The following is a 14,783-nucleotide window of genomic DNA, read 5'->3' on the forward strand; positions in this document are numbered from 1 at the left end:
GCAGTGGGATTCCGGCAGCGGAAAGACACGACACCGAGGAGGCTGTCATGGCTGAGCCCGAGAGCCCGCTCAAGGACAAGAACTACAACCTGGTCTGGGCCGTCCACCAGTCGCTGGAGAACGTCTGGCGCCTGGAGGGCTACATCAAGGACGCCGAGAGACAGGGCGACGACGAGCTCGCCACGTGGTTCCGCCGAATCCAGGAGAACAACCAGAAGGCCGGCGACCAGGGCAAGAAGATGCTCGTCGAGCGCATCAAGAAGGAGAACGGCTGAGGCACCGCGAAAGCGGATCCACCAGCCGAGGCGGTTGACTCCGCCCGTCTTCTGATCCCGGCACCGAAAGGCGCCCCCGGTCCCGACCGGGGGCGCCTTCGCGCGTGCCGGGGCTCTGCGCTCCGTGCGCGGCGAGGCCTCCGCGTGCCGGTGGTGGGCGCGTGGCCGCTCCCGGCCACACCGTATGCCCACCTTGCCCTGGTTCGGTGTCCTCGTCTCGCGATAGGAACGAGCGAGACGGCTTCTGCGACCCCAGGGGGAGGGTGTTACCCGTGAACGACGAGCAGCACGAGGGCAGGACTCCCAAGGCGGGGGAGAGCACCACGGCTCACCGCTCCCGCTATGCGGAGATCAAGCGCCGTGAGCGTTTGGAAGGTGCGGCCAAGAGTGTGTGGCTGACCTATCAGCTCCTTCGGCACAGGGCCGAAAGAGGATCCACAGAGTACGAGGAGTTCGACCAGAAGCGCAGGCACTACGTGGAGGTCGAAAAGAGGGTCGGCTCTCTCACGAGAGAGGAGCAGGACCGCATCCTGGAGGAGTACCCGCAGTTGGTTGCCCGGCTTGAAGAGGAGCACGGGCTTTGACGGGTCGCTGGGAGATCTCTGCCGGGGAACGTGCGGATGTTGTCCGTGACAGGATCCAAGCCCTTACACCACACGAACTTCCGGAGCGGAGCCCAGGCCAGCGCCCGCGAGCGGTCATCATCGGTGGTCAGCCCGGTGCGGGCAAGAGTTCGGCGCAGAAGCTTGTCCGCGATGAGCTCGGAACGGGGGTCGCTCTCTATGACGGCGACGAATTCGCGGAGTCACATCCCAACTACAAGGAGATCGTCGCTCAGTATCCCTTCGACGGGCACAACATAGCCGGGCAACACCTTCCCGACGACCTGTACCGGCGGTGCATGGACCATCTACGCGCCGGTGACACCAAGTACGACGTCGTCGCCAGCCATCCCCTCGGCAGGGCGGACTGGGCCGAAGGCTGGGTGAAGGGCTTCTCCGACGAGGGTTACCACGTCAGCGTGGCCTTCGTCGCCACCCACGAGTCCAACAGCCTCCTCGGTATCGCCGACCGGTACCAGACGGCCCGCGACCAACACGGGGGCGGCCGTTGGCTTCCGGCCCAGGTCCACGACCGGTTCTACTCCGAGATCCCCGACGTCGCCCACCACCTGGAGTCCCGAGGCCTCGTCGACTCCATGTACGTCACCAACCGCGACGGCGACCTCCTCTACGAGAACCACCGTGGTCCCGACGGAAACATGCGCCACCAGTTGGGCGCCCGCGACACCATCGTCCAGGAGCGCGCCCGGGAGCCGACGGGCGAGGAGATTCGCGGATTCGGGGAGAGCACGGCCTACTTACGCGATCCGGAGCGGTTAGGGCCCGGTCAGAAGGCCGAACCCGTGCACCCCCTCGTCGCCGACACAGCGGCCGAGGCCGAGCGCCGCCACAGGGGGCACCGGCTGGAGAGCGCGGGCAGGGAAGGCCCTCCGGTGTCGGAGACCACCCTCCCCGAGGCGCTCCGGGAAGCCGCCAGACGCGATGCCGAACGAGCCGACGACCCCGGGCGCGAGACTCCCACACGCCAGAACTCTCCGGTACAGTCCCCATCCCCGGCCCCACCTGCTCCAGAGTCCGCCCCGGAGCACGCCGACGACACCCCCCGTGCCGGTGCCGACGACCTCGACGCCAAACTCGAACGGATCCGCCGGGAACGACGCGCCCGTGAGCAAGCCCCGGATCCGGACGCCGTCACGGAGCGGGATGTCCGCCGCCGGAGGGAGACCAGCGACGATCTCGGCCGAGAGGTCCTGGAACCCGAGCGGTGACCACGGCCCCCAGCAGGAGAAGCATCCTCATGAACGACCCACACCCCCAGGGCCCCGAACCGCCCGAGCGGTCCGGACCGCCCGACCCCTCCACCCGGCTCGACCGGATCGAGAACCAGGTGCACCAGCTCGCCGACGAGGTCCTCTCCCTCGTCTCCATCAGCGCACCCCCGGCCCCGGCGGGCACGGACCGGCCGGGGCAGCCCGCCGCCGCGTGGGTCGACATGGACGGACGTCAGGCCGCGTCCGCCCTGGGAAGCCTCCAGGAGTGGATCACCCGGGTCCTCGTCCACCACCCCCGCACCATGACCCGCCTGCGGCCCTGCTGGTACCGTCACCCCGCCGTGGTCCAGATGCTGTTGGACCTCCACCGCGCCTGGGAACACGCCTACCGCGACAGGGCGGAGGACCCCTACCTCGCCCTGGAGTGGTGGCAGCGCCACCTCCCCCGCCTGGACCAGGACATGTCCGCCGAACTAGGACACTGCACCAGCGTCCGGCACGACCCCGACCGGGTGCCTCCGCCGCTCGCCGCCCCCGGGGACGTTCGCGCCTACACGGCCTGGTGGGGCGGTGGACGCGCCCCCGGAGACGAACCCCCGGCGCCCTGAGGCGGCATTGCCAGTCCGCGCCGCACGGGCCCACCCACACCCGTTCCACATCCGCCCGACCCCCTGCACTCCGGCCCCCGCACGGCCCCGCCCGCTTCAGCCGCCACACCCCAGCCCCGTATCCGACCCCCGCGCACTGGAGAACCCTCATGTACTGCGACCAGTGCGGCACCCGTCTGCCCGCCGTCGCCAACTCCTGTACCGCCTGCGGCGCGGCACCGCCTCCGTCCGCGCCGCGCACACGGAGCAGGTCGGCGTCGCGTCGCGCTGCGTCCCGCACCGTCGACGACGCCCCGGCCCCGCCCTGGTCGCTGACACGCTCCTCACCGGAGTCGCCGGGGGAGGGGGCGACACGGGAGCCCGGGGGCGACACCGGCGGCTACACGGGGCTCTCCCACGTCGCTGAGTCCGGCCCTGATCCGGTTTCCCGCTCGGGTTCGTCCCACCGCGTCGACCCGGATTCCGGCCCCGCCCCGGAGCCGCCACGCCTTCGGCGCTCCACACCCGGCCCCGCGGGGCCTCGTCCGCGTACGGTCTCGGCACCCGAGGAGGGCCTGACCGGGCGGCCCCGGACTGAGCGGGCCCGGGCCGAACGAACCGGGGACGGACGGTCCGCGACACTGCGCGACGCGCCCCGTCCTGCCGGGCGCGGACCGGCACGGCTGCGCGACAACGCGGCGGGCAACGCGGTCGCACTGCTCGCGGCCTGGTTCAACCTGCCCCTCGCCGTGTTCCTGACCGCTGTCGGCACGGTCTTCGGCGCGGTCGGCGGACTCGTCTCCGGTACGTTCGCCGGCGCCGGGGTGCTGCGCCAGCTCAACACGGTCTTCGCGTGGATCCTGCCGCTGCCCGTGAGCATGGACGACCTGCTGCCCACCGCGGCCGTCCAGATCGGCGGAACCGTCGGCGCGCTGCTCGGAGCGGTCAGCGGCGGCGCCACGATGGCCTTCCACGTCTTGGTCTCGCCGTGGCTCCTGCTGTGGGAGGCCGATCCCGCCTGGCCGTTCGCCCTCGCCGTCGGCCAGGTCGTCACCGCCCTGGCCGTCGCCTCCGCCTACGTCGCCTACTGCGGCGCCGCCGAACCCGCGAGGCTGCGCGTCTCCGGTGCCCGCCGCCCCAGCCGCCGCGAGGCCGAACTGCTGGAACCGGTGGTCGCCCGTGCGGCGGCCCGCATGGGCCTGGACCGTCCCCCCAAGCTCCTCGTCGACGACAGCCGTGAGCCCAACGCCTACGCGGGGATCCGGCACATCGTCGTCAACCGCGGCCTGCTCGACGTCCTGGGGCACGACGCCGACGCCGTCGCCGGGGTGATCGCCCACGAGGTCGCCCACCACAAGCACGGAGACGCCGTCAGCCTCGCATGGAACCGGGGCATCGCCTGGCCGGTCTTCCTCGTCCACGAGCTCGCTCACCGGGCCCAGGTCTCCGCCGTGTACTGGACCTTCCTCCTCGCCCTGGTGCGCGTCCTGCTGTGGAGCGTGACCGTCACCGTTCGCCTCCTGGTCATGCCGGTCAACGCCCGGCACTGGAGGCGCGCCGAACTGCGCGCCGACGCCGAGGCGCGGGCCGCCGGGTACGGCCCGGGGCTGTACACCGCTCTGGCCAGGCTCGGCGAGGGCTTCGACGGGGCCCGTAGCGGCTGGGACGCGGCCGTCCTGGCCACCCACCCGCCTACCGAACTGCGTCTGGAACGCCTGGAGACACCGGGGGCGCACCATCCGCTCCACCGCACCGGGGCGCCGCTCACCAGCGGTCTCCGCTCCCAGCTGCTCAAGGACTGAACTCCATGACCGAGACCTTCGCACCCGTCCCACCGGTCCGGTTGGACCTTCGCGACCGCGTGTACCTGGGCCTTGATCCGGCCGACGGGTACAAGCGGGTGTGGTCCTCCCCCGCGGATTCCGTCGGCGTGGTCGGCCCTCCCCGCTACGGCAAGACCTCCGGGATCATCATCCCCACTCTCCTGTACTGGGCCGGGCCCGTCGTCAGCACCACCACACGGGGCGACGTCCTGCGGTTCTGCGGGGACCGGCGCCGCCGGATCGCGGCCCCGGGCGGACGGGTGTACGTCTACGACCCCTTCGACAGCGAGGGGTTCGGCACGATGCGGTGGTCCCCGCTGGCCGGGTGTGGGGACCCGTCGGTGTGCTACCGGCGGGTGCAGGCGATGACGGCCGCCGCCGGAGGGCTCTCCGACGGGGAGCACTGGCGAGGCGGAGCCGCGCTTGTCCTGCGCGGCCTGTTCCACGCGGCGGCACTGTCAGGGGCGCCGATGGCCGAGGTCCGCCGGTGGCTGGCCGCCCAGGAGACCCGGCGCCCCGCACAGGTCCTGCGCGACCATCCGGGGGCGGCTCCCGGATGGGCGGACGACCTGGAGTCCGTGCAGCTGCTGGGTGAGCGCGAACGCGGATCGTTCTACTCGGTGGCCCGCAACTGCCTGGACGCCACCGCCGAGCCCAAGGTCCTGGACTCCTGCTCGGCCGTCGACCTGGACATCGACGCGTTCCTGGACACCAACTCCACCCTGTTCATCGTCGGACCGAGCCACTACCAGGCCGTGGTGGCGCCCATGGTCGTGGGACTGGTGGACGCGATCGCCCAGCGTGCGGCCGAGCGGGCCGCGGCTCGGGGAGGGCGCCTGGACCCGCCGCTCCTGCTGGCCCTGGACGAGGTCGCCAACATCGCGCCGCTGCCGAGTCTGCCCGCTCTGGTGTCCGAGGGCGGAGGCCGGGGCGTGGTCACGCTGTGGGCGGCCCAGTCACTCGCCCAGCTGCGGGCCAGGTACGGCGCGGACGAGCAGCAGGCCGTCCTGACCGCCACGACCGCCAAGGTCGTCTACGGAGGCATGTCCAACGAGGCCGACCTGCGCAACGTGTCGTCCTGGGGAGGGGAGACGCGGCAGACAGACGTGACGACCCACGGAGGAGGCGCGTTCCCGGGGCCCGGGCCCGCTCTTCCCGCGGTCATCCAGCCCGACCCGGCCCGCCAGTACTCCCTGAGCCCGGCCTACCGTCCCGCGCTGCCGTTGGAGGCCATCCAGCGGATGCCGCCGCACAACGCGTGGCTGTGGTGGCGGTCCGAGCCGCCGCTGCACGTGGAGACCCGGCCGGCCGGCCTCATCGAGGAGTACCGGCGGGTCAGCGGCTACACCCCGAAGCCATGACCGGGTACCGCCGTCCGTGTCCGGACTGCGGGACCGCCGCCGCCCGCCGCGAGTCCGTGTTCTGTGTGGGGTGCGGTGCGCGTCTGCCGGAGAGGCGCCGCGGATGGTGGGCCGGGCGCCGCGCCCGGTGGACCGCGGCCGCGGTGTGCGCGGTTCTGCTGGTGGCTGCTCTGGTACGGGTGCCCGCCTCGCTGACCGCCGATCCGAGTGCTCCGGTGGAGGAACTCGTCACGGCCCTGGAGGAGCACGACACCGAGAGGCTGTTCGCCATGGTGGGGTTCGACGTCGGTGACGCGGACTCCTTCGCCGGGCTCCGGTCGGCGCGGGCCCACGGACTGCTGGGGCCCGACGCCCTGACCGAGGGCTACGAGCCTCCGGACGTCCGCTTGGGCGAAAGCCGCGGGACACCCGATCCCGCGACCGGAGACACCGGACGTGCACGCGGACCGCAGTCGCATTCCACGCCGGTGACCTTCGAGGACGACTGGACGGTGCGTGTCCTGACGGACCGCTCGGACACGGGGTGGATCCGGGACTGGGAACTGCGTGAGGAGACGGCACTGCCCGCCGTCCTGGGTGGGATCACCCTGCCGTACACACCGGCCGGGCCTCTGGTCATCGCCGGGGTGAGGTTCGAACCCACCGGGTCGGATCGCGTCCCGGGGGCGCGCAACCGTGCCGACGCCCTCGTCGGCACCTACACGGCCACCTACGAGCACCCGCTGTTCGAGCCGGTGGAGGAGACCTTCGTGGTGCGGTCGGGCGCCGCCACCGAACTCGCTCTCCCGGTCGGCGGGGTGCGCACCGGTGTGGCCGAGGAGGTCGACGAACAGATCCGCGCGCACGTCCGGACCTGCGCGGAGGATGCCACCGAGCTGCGGCCGTCGGGGTGCGTCCTGCACCACGACCCGGGGCACTACTTTCCGCTGCGGGGCGAGGCGCGCTGGGAGGTCGAGAGCATGCCGGAGGTGGACCTGGAGGTTGAGGACCCAGCACAGGGGTTCCACCGGCCGACGGCCGCCGTGACCACGGTCCGCCCCGGGAGGGCGTCGGTGACCTACGCGATCCTCGAGGAGGAGGAGCGCACGGTGTCCGTCGACATCGTGGTCAGTGGAAACGTGGAGACCGACGACGCCGGGCGCCCAGTGTGGCGGCCGTGACCCACCCGGGTTCCGTCCCGGCGCCGGGGGCGCCTCCCTGCGCGCGGGGGCTCCGCGCGCACAGGCTCTTGCCCCTCCCGCGGACGGCGGCTCCGGGACGGGCCCGGCCACGGAGGCCGCGCGGAGGTCCGTCCGGTCCGGCCGACATGGCCGCTTCCGGCCGCGCGGCCGGTCCTTCGTCCCTGGTTCCGTGCCCCCGCCGCGCGGTACAAACGGGCGAGACGACCCCCGAGACGCCGGGAGAGGGTGCTGTCCATGAGCGACGGTCGGGAAGACGGTCGCCGTGCCTCCGGGGCGTGGGAGGAGACCGGGGCGGAGCTGGTCCGCTTCCACGTGGGAGGGCGCCGGAAGGACCTGAGCGGACGCTCGTGGTCGGAGTACCCCGTCCTTCCCCGGCCGCCGCACGAGGCGGACACCGGCGAACACCCCGAACTCCGGGGGAGGAGGTTCGTCGAGGTCCCCGAAACCGGCTGGCACGCCCTTGTCGCCTGGGCGGTCGGCCCCGAGCACGCGGTCCGCTGCCCGGAGCCGCGGACTCCCTCCCCGGTACACGTGACCTGCGAGAGCGGTGGCAGGCGCGTCCGGCGGTGGGAGGAGAGGACGCGCACCGACCGGGCGGGTGTCGACAGCGGCATCGACGACTTCCTGGCGGAGGCCGGGGTGCCGCACCAGCCGTGCGGGTACCGGTGGTTCGCCGAACTGCCCGAGGGGATCCGCGACGGCGACCGCCTCTTCGGCGCGTTCTCGTCCCACCTGGCGTCGGTGGGCTCGGACGAGCAGGACCCGCCGGGGATGCGCGGCGCCATGAGGAACCTGTCCCGGCGCCTGTACGGGGACCCCTGCCGGTCCGCGCTCCCGGACCCGCTCGACGGGCCCTGACGGATCCGCGGGGGCGGTCGTGCGCGGCGCGCGGCGGAGCGAAGCACGGGACGGCGGGGTGCGAGCGGTCGAGCGGCACCCGCACGGGACGACAGCGTGAGCGGCGGGGAGCGGACAGGTGAGCGGAGTCCGTCCCAGGTGGCGGCTCCGAGCGTGCCTGTCTGTCTTCCGGGACTGCTAGGCATGGGGAAACCGATCCCCATCCCCATCCCCCCGGAAAGAGAGCCCCCATGGCCAACCTCATCGAGTTCGCGGGTCTGCCCGTGGTCGAGTTCCCCGCCGAGGGCGCGCCGGAGGAACGGCTGGAACGGACCCGCTGGCAGGGCGGGAACCCGCACGACCCCGCCTCCACGGCCTGGCGGCTGCGGACCAGCGGAAGCGACGGGAGGCATCCCGAGGACGACTACGACGAGTACTTCGCCCTCTTCATGTCCGAGGTGGCCACCGAACACGTGACGGCACTGGTCCTCGGTGACTGGGGCAACCCCGACCAGTGCGGCCCGGAGGAGGCCGTGGAGCTGCTGGCCGAGCACGCCGACGCGCTGCCGAACCTGCGCTCGGTCTTCGTCGGCGACATCACCTCCGACGAGTGCGAACTCTCCTGGATCAGCCAGGGTGACATGGCCCCGCTGCTGGCCGCCTTCCCCCGCCTGGAGCTGCTGGCCACGCGGGGCGCCGCCAGCGTCCTGGGCGGGGGCGGCCTCAGCCTTCAGGTGCCCTCCCACACCGGCCTGCGCTCCCTCACCCTGGAGAGCGGCGGTCTGCCGGGCCGTGTCGTGCGCGAGGTAGCCTCCTCGGGCCTGCCCGCGCTGGAGCACCTGGAGCTGTGGCTGGGGATGGAGGACTACGGCCGTGACGTCTGCCCCCAGGACCTGGAGGCGGTGCTCTCGGGCGGGGCGTTCCCCGGGCTGCGCTACCTGGGCGTGCGCAACGCCGAGGACGTGGACGCGTGGATCCCGGTGCTGGCCGACGCACCCGCGGTCAGGAGTCTGGAGGTGCTGGACCTGTCCCTGGGCATCCTCACCGACGAGGGAGCCCGGGCACTCGTCGAACGCAACGACGCCTTCGCCGGTCTGCGCAGGCTGGACCTGCACCACCACTTCATGAGCGGGGAGGCGGTGGAGCGGGTGCGGGCCGCGTTCGCAGGGAGCGGGGTCGAGGTCGACTTCTCCGACCCGATGGAGCCCGAGGACTACGGGGACGGCGAACCGGAGTACTACACCGCGGCGGCGGAGTAGCCGGGACGCCGGGGAGCCGAGCAGCCGGACCGCGCACGGCGGGGGGCGGGCCCGCGCGGCACCTCACGCGGTGACGGCCTCCACGAGGGCGCCGCGCTCACCGGGCTCCTCGGGGCGCAGCGCCCGGGACACCCCGACCAGGTCGGCGGGCGTGCCCGGCTCCGGGAGCAGGCTCGCCACCGTGCCGTCGTCGAGGTGCGTGCGCAGCTCGCTCGGGTGGCCGTCGGAGTGGTGCACGACCACCGCACCCTCCCCCAGGTCGCGGCACCACGTGCCGGGGAAACCGCAGCCCGCGCGCAGCACGGCATGGGACGAACGCGCGTCGTCCCAGGTCAGCACGTGCAACGGTGCTCCGTCCTCGTCGCGGTAGGTCAGGCGCAGGCCGCCCTCCACCTCGTGCACCTGGGTCAGCGACCAGCCCGGGTGGTCCAGCACCGCGATGGTCTGCTCGAAGGACATGATCTGCGCGCGCGAACGCTCGTCGGCCGCCCGCGCGAGCACCGCGTCGCCCACGGCGGGCAGCGCCGCGAGCAGAGCGGCGACCACCGCCACGGCGGGCAGCACCCCCGGCCGCCAGCGGTCGGACGGCCGGTCCACCAGCATCGACGCGCCCATGCCCAGCGTCGCGACGGCCCCGGACAGGAAGGCGGTGTTGGCGGTCGTCCCCCAGGGCAGCGGCATGACCTCCGGGGCCAGGAACGTGACGACCACGGGCGTGGCCATGGCGGTGGCCGTCACCAGCGCGGCCGACGCGGAGGGGTGGTTCACACCGGACCTCTCCAGCCACTGGGACCCCAGCCAGAACATGAGCAGGATGACCCCGGCGACCACCGGCGCGAGCAGCAGCACCCCCTGGCCCGCGCCGCTCATCGTCAGGGCGCGGGCGGTGTCCCAGACCCCCACGGGGAACAGGGACATCAGCGGAGCCCCCACCAGGCACAGGGAGAGGATCGCGCCGACCGCGGCGACCCGAGGCCGGCCCGAGGGTGCTCGTGGCAGCACACCGTCCAAGGCCGCATCATCCTCCCGGCGGGAATGACACGTTACGCCTGTTGTGACTTGGGAGCCAGATGTGCAAGGCGGGATTTCGGCTTGACCCCGAGGGGCCCGGAGCCGGCGGCGGACCAAGCACCGGTGGTCCGTTCCCCTCGCGGCGGTGAACCGCCGCCCCGGCCGCCTGCCCCGCTGCGCCCTACTCGCCCAGCTGGCGGCGGAAGGGCCTGCGCGCGGTGTTGAACTGCGCCCAGGAGGGGTCGAGCTGGCTGCGCAGCTTGACCTCCCCCTCGGACCAGTCCGTCAGCACGGCCTCGAACTCGGGCAGCACACCCGAGTCCGGGTCCAGGTAGTAGCGGTAGTCGCGCCTGCCGCCCACGGTCTGGCGCATGAACAGCGCGCCGTTGTCCCCCAGCACACCCGAGATCCGGGCCTCCAGGTCGTCCAGCGCCGAAGCGGAGGCGCCGGTGGGCAGCCTGTCCTCGTCCGTGTGCGTGTACGGCACGACCACCTGCACGAACAGCGTGAACGCCGGGAAGTCGCGGCGGGTCAGCGGGTGGCGGAGCAGGATCTCCACCGCGCCCTGGAGGGGGATGCGCCCGTGCAGTGTCGCCCAGCCGCCCGAACCGCCGAGCATGTCCGCCATCTGCCGCACCACGGCGGGCATCGACGTGGGCGGCAGCGGGTCCAGCGGCGGCTCGTCCAGCGGCGCCGTCTCGCCGATCCACCGCACACGGTCGTCCTCGCCCAGCGCCAGCAGGGTGACGTGCTCGGCCACGGCCGCGCGCGTGCTCTCGGGCAGGAACATGTTGTCGGGGTGGTACACGCCCACCTCGACCTTGCCGGTCGCGTGGTCGACCCGCATGGACACCGACACGTGCGACAGGTCGAGCTCGTGGTCGTCCAGGTTGACGGTGGCGGACAGCTGGTCGTGGTCGGCGGGCCGCACCGGCTGGAACAGCCATCGGGAGTCCTCGGGGGCCGAGCGCGCCCAGCGCTCGGACAGGATGCGCGCCTCCTCCGACCCGCCGGGGCGCAGCGTCAGGGCGTAGGCGGGGCCGTCGGTCAGCCGGGAGGGGTCGTCCAGGGCGGCCAGCTGCTCCAGGAGCTTGCCCGGGTCCACGTCGGCCGACAGGTCGAGGTCCTCCAGGCCGCTGCTCGGCTTCGGGGCGCGGCCCACCTCCCACTCCATGTCCGGGTGGATCGAGCGGACCAGCGCGGTGACGCGCTCGGACACCTCGGAGGGCACGGGCTGGTCCGACTCGACCGCGCTGGCCAGGGCCTCGCGTTCGGCGGGCCAGGCGTCCCAGAAGGCGGTGACTGAGGAGGTGGAGTCGGCGGAGCGGCGACGACGGAACAGAGCCATGTCCCGATTTTCGCAGAAGCGGACGACCACACTCGCCGTCGCGGCCGGGGCGCCGCCCACCGGACGGCTCCTCGTCCCGGGGCGGCGGCCGGGTTCCCGTCCCGGGTGCCGCCGTACCCAGGCCGGATCCCCCCGTGCCCCTGACGCGCGTTCCCGTCCCCCCGGCGCGTGTTCCCGTCCCCGGCCGGGGTCTCTGTCCCCCCACTAGCGCATACCCTGGACGCACTATGACTTTGCGTGTACTCGCCGCCATGTCGGGCGGGGTCGACTCCGCGGTCGCCGCGGCCCGTGTGGCCGAGGCCGGCCACGACGTCACCGGTGTCCACCTGGCGCTCTCCAAGAACCCGCAGTCCTACCGCACGGGCGCGCGCGGCTGCTGCACCGTGGAGGACTCCCACGACGCGCGGCGGGCCGCCGACGTCATCGGCATCCCCTTCTACGTGTGGGACATGTCGGAGGAGTTCGACCGCGAGGTCGTGCAGGACTTCGTGGCCGAGTACGAGGCGGGCAACACCCCCAACCCCTGCCTGCGCTGCAACGAGAAGATCAAGTTCGAGGCGGTGCTGGACCGGGCCGTCGCCCTGGGCTTCGACGCCGTGGCCACCGGACACCACGTCCGCAAGGTCGACGGGCGCCTGGTGCGCAGCGTGGACGCGGCCAAGGACCAGTCCTACGTGCTGGGCGTGCTCAACGCCGAGCAGCTGGAGCACGCGGTGTTCCCGCTGGGGGACTGCACCAAGGACGAGGTGCGCGCGGAGGCCGAGCGGCGCGGCCTGTCGGTGGCGGACAAGCCCGACAGCCACGACATCTGCTTCATCGCCGACGGTGACACGGCGGGCTTCCTCAACCGGCGCATCGGCGAGCGGCCGGGACCGATCCGGGACGAGGACGGCACGGTGGTGGGCACGCACAACGGCTCGCACACCTTCACCGTGGGCCAGCGCAAGGGCCTGGGCCTGGGCGGCGCCGCCCACCCGCGGTACGTGCTGTCCATCGAGCCGGTCGACAACTCCGTCACGGTGGGGCCGCGGGCGTCCCTGCGGGTGGACGCCATCACGGGCGTGCGCCCCGTGTGGAGCGGCAGCGAGCCCCTGACCGAGCCGACCGACTGCCACGTGCAGCTGCGCGCCCACGGGGAGGTCTACCCGGCGAGTGTGTGGCAGCGCGAGGGCGACGGGGGTCCCGAGCTGGTCGTCCGGCTGGCCGAGCCCGCCACCGGCGTGGCCACCGGGCAGGCCGTGGTGGTCTACCAGGGCGACACGGTGCTGGGGTCGGCCACGATCTCCGCCACCTCCAGAACCGGGGCCGCGGTCTGACGGACCGCCCGCCTCGGCGGTCCGGGTCGGCGACCTGGCGCGGCGGCTCGAGGGCGGCCTTCCGGGAGCGCACCGAGGGGCGGTCCGGGGCGACCGTCCGGGAACGCGGCGACGGCCGGAGTGGGACGTCCCACCTGGTTCGTCGTCAGCGATCCCTTGCCGAACTTAGGTAAGGCATAGCATAGTTGCGGGGCGAGGTGAGGGGGCCTGCCCATGCCGGAGTTCGATTTCCTCGACGGCCAGCCGTTCTGGATCGTCTACTTCACGCTGCTCGGCGTGGTCCTGTGCCGTGCCCAGGCCACGTACTGGATCGGCCGCGGCCTGGGCGCCGGGGTGACCCGCAGCCGTATGGGCGCCAGACTCGGCCCCCGGCTGGACGCCGCCCGGCGGCGCATCGACCGCTACGGCGCGCCCGTGGTCACCCTGAGCTTTTGCACCGTCGGCGTGCAGACCGCCGTCAACCTCGCCGCGGGCGCCATGCGCATGCGCTTCCCGCGCTACCTCGCCGCGATGTTCGTCGGCTCGCTGATCTGGGCGGGCCTGTGGGGAGTGGTCATCGGCGGCCTGGTGGGCACCTGGTTCTCCCTGTTCCTGGACTCGCCCTGGGCGGCCCTCGGCGTGGCCGCGCTGGCCGCGGCGGTCGTGGCCGTGATGGTGCTGCGCTCCCGCCGCTCCCGCGCCGCCGCCGGAGCCGCCGAGGAGGCGGGGGACCCCGCTGAGGAGGGGGCCTCCGGCGGCGGCGCGGGCAGCGGCACCGACCAGGACGGCGCCGACACGCCCGGGAACGACGGTGCCGCCGACTCCCGCCGCGCCTCCGCGGGGTAGCGCCGGCGTGTCCCGCCGGTAGCGCCCCCCGCCCCGCGTTGCCCTAACCTTGGGCGATGTGAGCGAACAGCACCCCTACCCCTGGCCCGCCGCGTCCTCCACCGGGGTCGGGTCCTGGCCGGGAGAGGACCCCGACGAGGCGATGCGCACCGTCCTCGGCGAACTCCCCGACCTGCCGCACCTGCCCGAGCTGCCCGCGCGCGGCGTCGGCGCCGACATGGTCGGCCGCACCGGCGGCCTCCTGGTGGAGTTCCCCATGGAGGTCCAGCCCAGCGGCTGGCGGGTCGCCGACAGCCCCGGGCGGGACCTGGGCCGCGCGGCCAGCCTCATGTCCTACGACCTCGACGCCCTCACCGAGCACGCCCACGGCTTCACCGGCACCCTCAAGGTGCAGGTCGCCGGGCCGTGGACCCTGGCGGCGTCGGTCGAACTGCGCAACGGGCAGCGCCTGGTCTCCGACCCGGGAGCCTGCCGCGACCTGGCCGAGTCCCACCTGGAGGGCGTCCTGGCACACCTGGCGGAGGTCCGCAGGCGGGTCCCCGGCGCCCGGCTCCTCGTCCAGGTCGACGAGCCCTCCCTGCCCGCGGTCCTGCTGGGCGCCCTGCCCACCGCCAGCGGCTACGGCCGTCTGCCCGCCGTCGACCGGGTGCGCGCCGAGGCCGTCCTGCGCGTCCTCTTCGCCGCGGTCGCCGACACCGGGGCCGTCCCCGCGGCGCACTGCTGCGCCCCCGGCGCCCCCGTCGACCTGCTGCGCCGCAGCGGCGCCCGCGCGCTGAGCCTCAACGCCCTCCTCCTCACCCGCGACCACGACGAGACGGTCGGCACGGCCGTGGAGGCGGGCACCGGACTCCTGCTCGGCGTGGTCCCCTCCACCGACGACGCCGCGCCCGCGCGGACCGCCCGAATGTCGGACCCCGCCGCTACTGTCGATCCTGTTCGCGAGTTGTGGAACCGGCTGGGATTCTCCCCCGACCTGCTCTCCCGTGCGGTGGTCACCACACCCACGTGCGGGCTGGCGGGCGCTTCACCCGGCCACGCGAGGGCGGCCCTGAGCGCCTCCCGCGCCGGTGCCCGGGTCCTGCGGGACGAGCCCCGAAGGTAGCGCCCGCAGCAGGCGAGCACGAGA

Annotated in this window: 14 protein-coding genes; 12 read left to right on the top strand and 2 right to left on the bottom strand. The window is 73.4% G+C overall.

Translation table 11 applies throughout. The features are described 5' to 3' along the window. Positions 1–47 precede the first annotated feature (47 nt). The 9 genes from HGB44_RS20100 (at position 48) to HGB44_RS20140 (ending at position 9,157) form a co-directional block, all read left to right on the top strand. Positions 48–275: a hypothetical protein gene (locus HGB44_RS20100; RefSeq protein WP_061078244.1), complete on the top strand. Its 228-nt coding sequence runs from the start codon at positions 48–50 to the stop codon at positions 273–275. Between the two features lie 272 nt (positions 276–547). Continuing rightward, a complete protein-coding gene (locus HGB44_RS20105; protein ID WP_061078243.1) occupies positions 548–859 on the top strand; it encodes a hypothetical protein in 312 nt (103 codons plus the stop codon). Further along, the gene (locus HGB44_RS20110) at positions 856–2,106 is read left to right on the top strand and encodes a zeta toxin family protein (protein ID WP_231972200.1); all 1,251 of its coding nucleotides are present in this window, start codon (positions 856–858) and stop codon (positions 2,104–2,106) included. The genes HGB44_RS20105 and HGB44_RS20110 overlap by 4 nt, the downstream gene beginning before the upstream one ends. A 29-nt stretch (positions 2,107–2,135) precedes the next feature. Further along, on the top strand, positions 2,136–2,717 hold the full coding sequence (locus HGB44_RS20115) for a DUF4913 domain-containing protein (RefSeq protein WP_231972199.1): 582 nt from the start codon (positions 2,136–2,138) through the stop codon (positions 2,715–2,717). Between the two features lie 149 nt (positions 2,718–2,866). Then, entirely contained in the window at positions 2,867–4,498 is a 1,632-nt protein-coding gene (locus HGB44_RS20120) for a M48 family metalloprotease (protein WP_233458816.1), read from the top strand. 5 nt (positions 4,499–4,503) lie between these two features. Next, positions 4,504–5,880: a type IV secretory system conjugative DNA transfer family protein gene (locus HGB44_RS20125; protein ID WP_061078242.1), complete on the top strand. Its 1,377-nt coding sequence runs from the start codon at positions 4,504–4,506 to the stop codon at positions 5,878–5,880. A 161-nt stretch (positions 5,881–6,041) separates the two neighbouring features. Beyond that, positions 6,042–7,040 (top strand): hypothetical protein, encoded by a 999-nt coding sequence (locus tag HGB44_RS20130; protein ID WP_231972197.1) that lies wholly within the window; start codon positions 6,042–6,044, stop codon positions 7,038–7,040. Between the two features lie 255 nt (positions 7,041–7,295). Then, on the top strand, positions 7,296–7,919 hold the full coding sequence (locus HGB44_RS20135; RefSeq protein WP_061078297.1) for a DUF5956 family protein: 624 nt from the start codon (positions 7,296–7,298) through the stop codon (positions 7,917–7,919). 230 nt (positions 7,920–8,149) lie between these two features. After that, positions 8,150–9,157, top strand: coding sequence for an STM4015 family protein (locus tag HGB44_RS20140; protein WP_061078240.1), 1,008 nt, complete (start codon positions 8,150–8,152; stop codon positions 9,155–9,157). A gap of 63 nt (positions 9,158–9,220) precedes the next feature. On the opposite strand, the gene HGB44_RS20145 is transcribed toward HGB44_RS20140, so the two are convergent. Both HGB44_RS20145 and HGB44_RS20150 read right to left on the bottom strand, forming a co-directional pair. Then, positions 9,221–10,159 carry a hypothetical protein gene (locus HGB44_RS20145; protein ID WP_231972203.1) on the bottom strand — a complete coding sequence of 313 codons (939 nt, stop codon included), beginning with the start codon at positions 10,157–10,159 and terminating at the stop codon, positions 9,221–9,223. Between the two features lie 190 nt (positions 10,160–10,349). Continuing rightward, positions 10,350–11,516, bottom strand: a complete 1,167-nt coding sequence (locus tag HGB44_RS20150) for a DUF695 domain-containing protein (protein ID WP_061078295.1) — start codon at positions 11,514–11,516, stop codon at positions 10,350–10,352. A 227-nt stretch (positions 11,517–11,743) separates the two neighbouring features. Between HGB44_RS20150 and mnmA the strand changes: the two genes are divergently transcribed. The 3 genes from mnmA to HGB44_RS20165 all read left to right on the top strand — a co-directional run bounded on the left by mnmA (position 11,744) and on the right by HGB44_RS20165 (position 14,759). Further along, positions 11,744–12,832 carry a tRNA 2-thiouridine(34) synthase MnmA gene (gene mnmA, locus HGB44_RS20155; RefSeq protein ID WP_231972196.1) on the top strand — a complete coding sequence of 363 codons (1,089 nt, stop codon included), beginning with the start codon at positions 11,744–11,746 and terminating at the stop codon, positions 12,830–12,832. Between the two features lie 213 nt (positions 12,833–13,045). After that, positions 13,046–13,657 (top strand): DedA family protein, encoded by a 612-nt coding sequence (locus HGB44_RS20160; protein ID WP_061078238.1) that lies wholly within the window; start codon positions 13,046–13,048, stop codon positions 13,655–13,657. A gap of 58 nt (positions 13,658–13,715) precedes the next feature. Continuing rightward, positions 13,716–14,759, top strand: a complete 1,044-nt coding sequence (locus HGB44_RS20165) for a methionine synthase (protein ID WP_061078294.1) — start codon at positions 13,716–13,718, stop codon at positions 14,757–14,759. Positions 14,760–14,783: the final 24 nt, after the last annotated feature.

The organism is Nocardiopsis alborubida (assembly GCF_012396365.1).
GTDB lineage: Bacteria > Actinomycetota > Actinomycetes > Streptosporangiales > Streptosporangiaceae > Nocardiopsis > Nocardiopsis alborubida.

Excerpts from the sequence above, each read along its gene's own strand:
- HGB44_RS20115 (WP_231972199.1), top strand. The coding sequence starts at position 2,136 with ATGAACGACCCACACCCCCAGGGCCCCGAACCGCCCGAGCGGTCCGGA.
- HGB44_RS20100 (WP_061078244.1), top strand. The coding sequence starts at position 48 with ATGGCTGAGCCCGAGAGCCCGCTCAAGGACAAGAACTACAACCTGGTC.
- HGB44_RS20135 (WP_061078297.1), top strand. The coding sequence starts at position 7,296 with ATGAGCGACGGTCGGGAAGACGGTCGCCGTGCCTCCGGGGCGTGGGAG.
- mnmA (WP_231972196.1), top strand. The coding sequence starts at position 11,744 with ATGACTTTGCGTGTACTCGCCGCCATGTCGGGCGGGGTCGACTCCGCG.
- HGB44_RS20125 (WP_061078242.1), top strand. The coding sequence starts at position 4,504 with ATGACCGAGACCTTCGCACCCGTCCCACCGGTCCGGTTGGACCTTCGC.
- HGB44_RS20160 (WP_061078238.1), top strand. The coding sequence starts at position 13,046 with ATGCCGGAGTTCGATTTCCTCGACGGCCAGCCGTTCTGGATCGTCTAC.
- HGB44_RS20140 (WP_061078240.1), top strand. The coding sequence starts at position 8,150 with ATGGCCAACCTCATCGAGTTCGCGGGTCTGCCCGTGGTCGAGTTCCCC.
- HGB44_RS20120 (WP_233458816.1), top strand. The coding sequence starts at position 2,867 with ATGTACTGCGACCAGTGCGGCACCCGTCTGCCCGCCGTCGCCAACTCC.
- HGB44_RS20150 (WP_061078295.1), bottom strand. The coding sequence starts at position 11,516 with ATGGCTCTGTTCCGTCGTCGCCGCTCCGCCGACTCCACCTCCTCAGTC.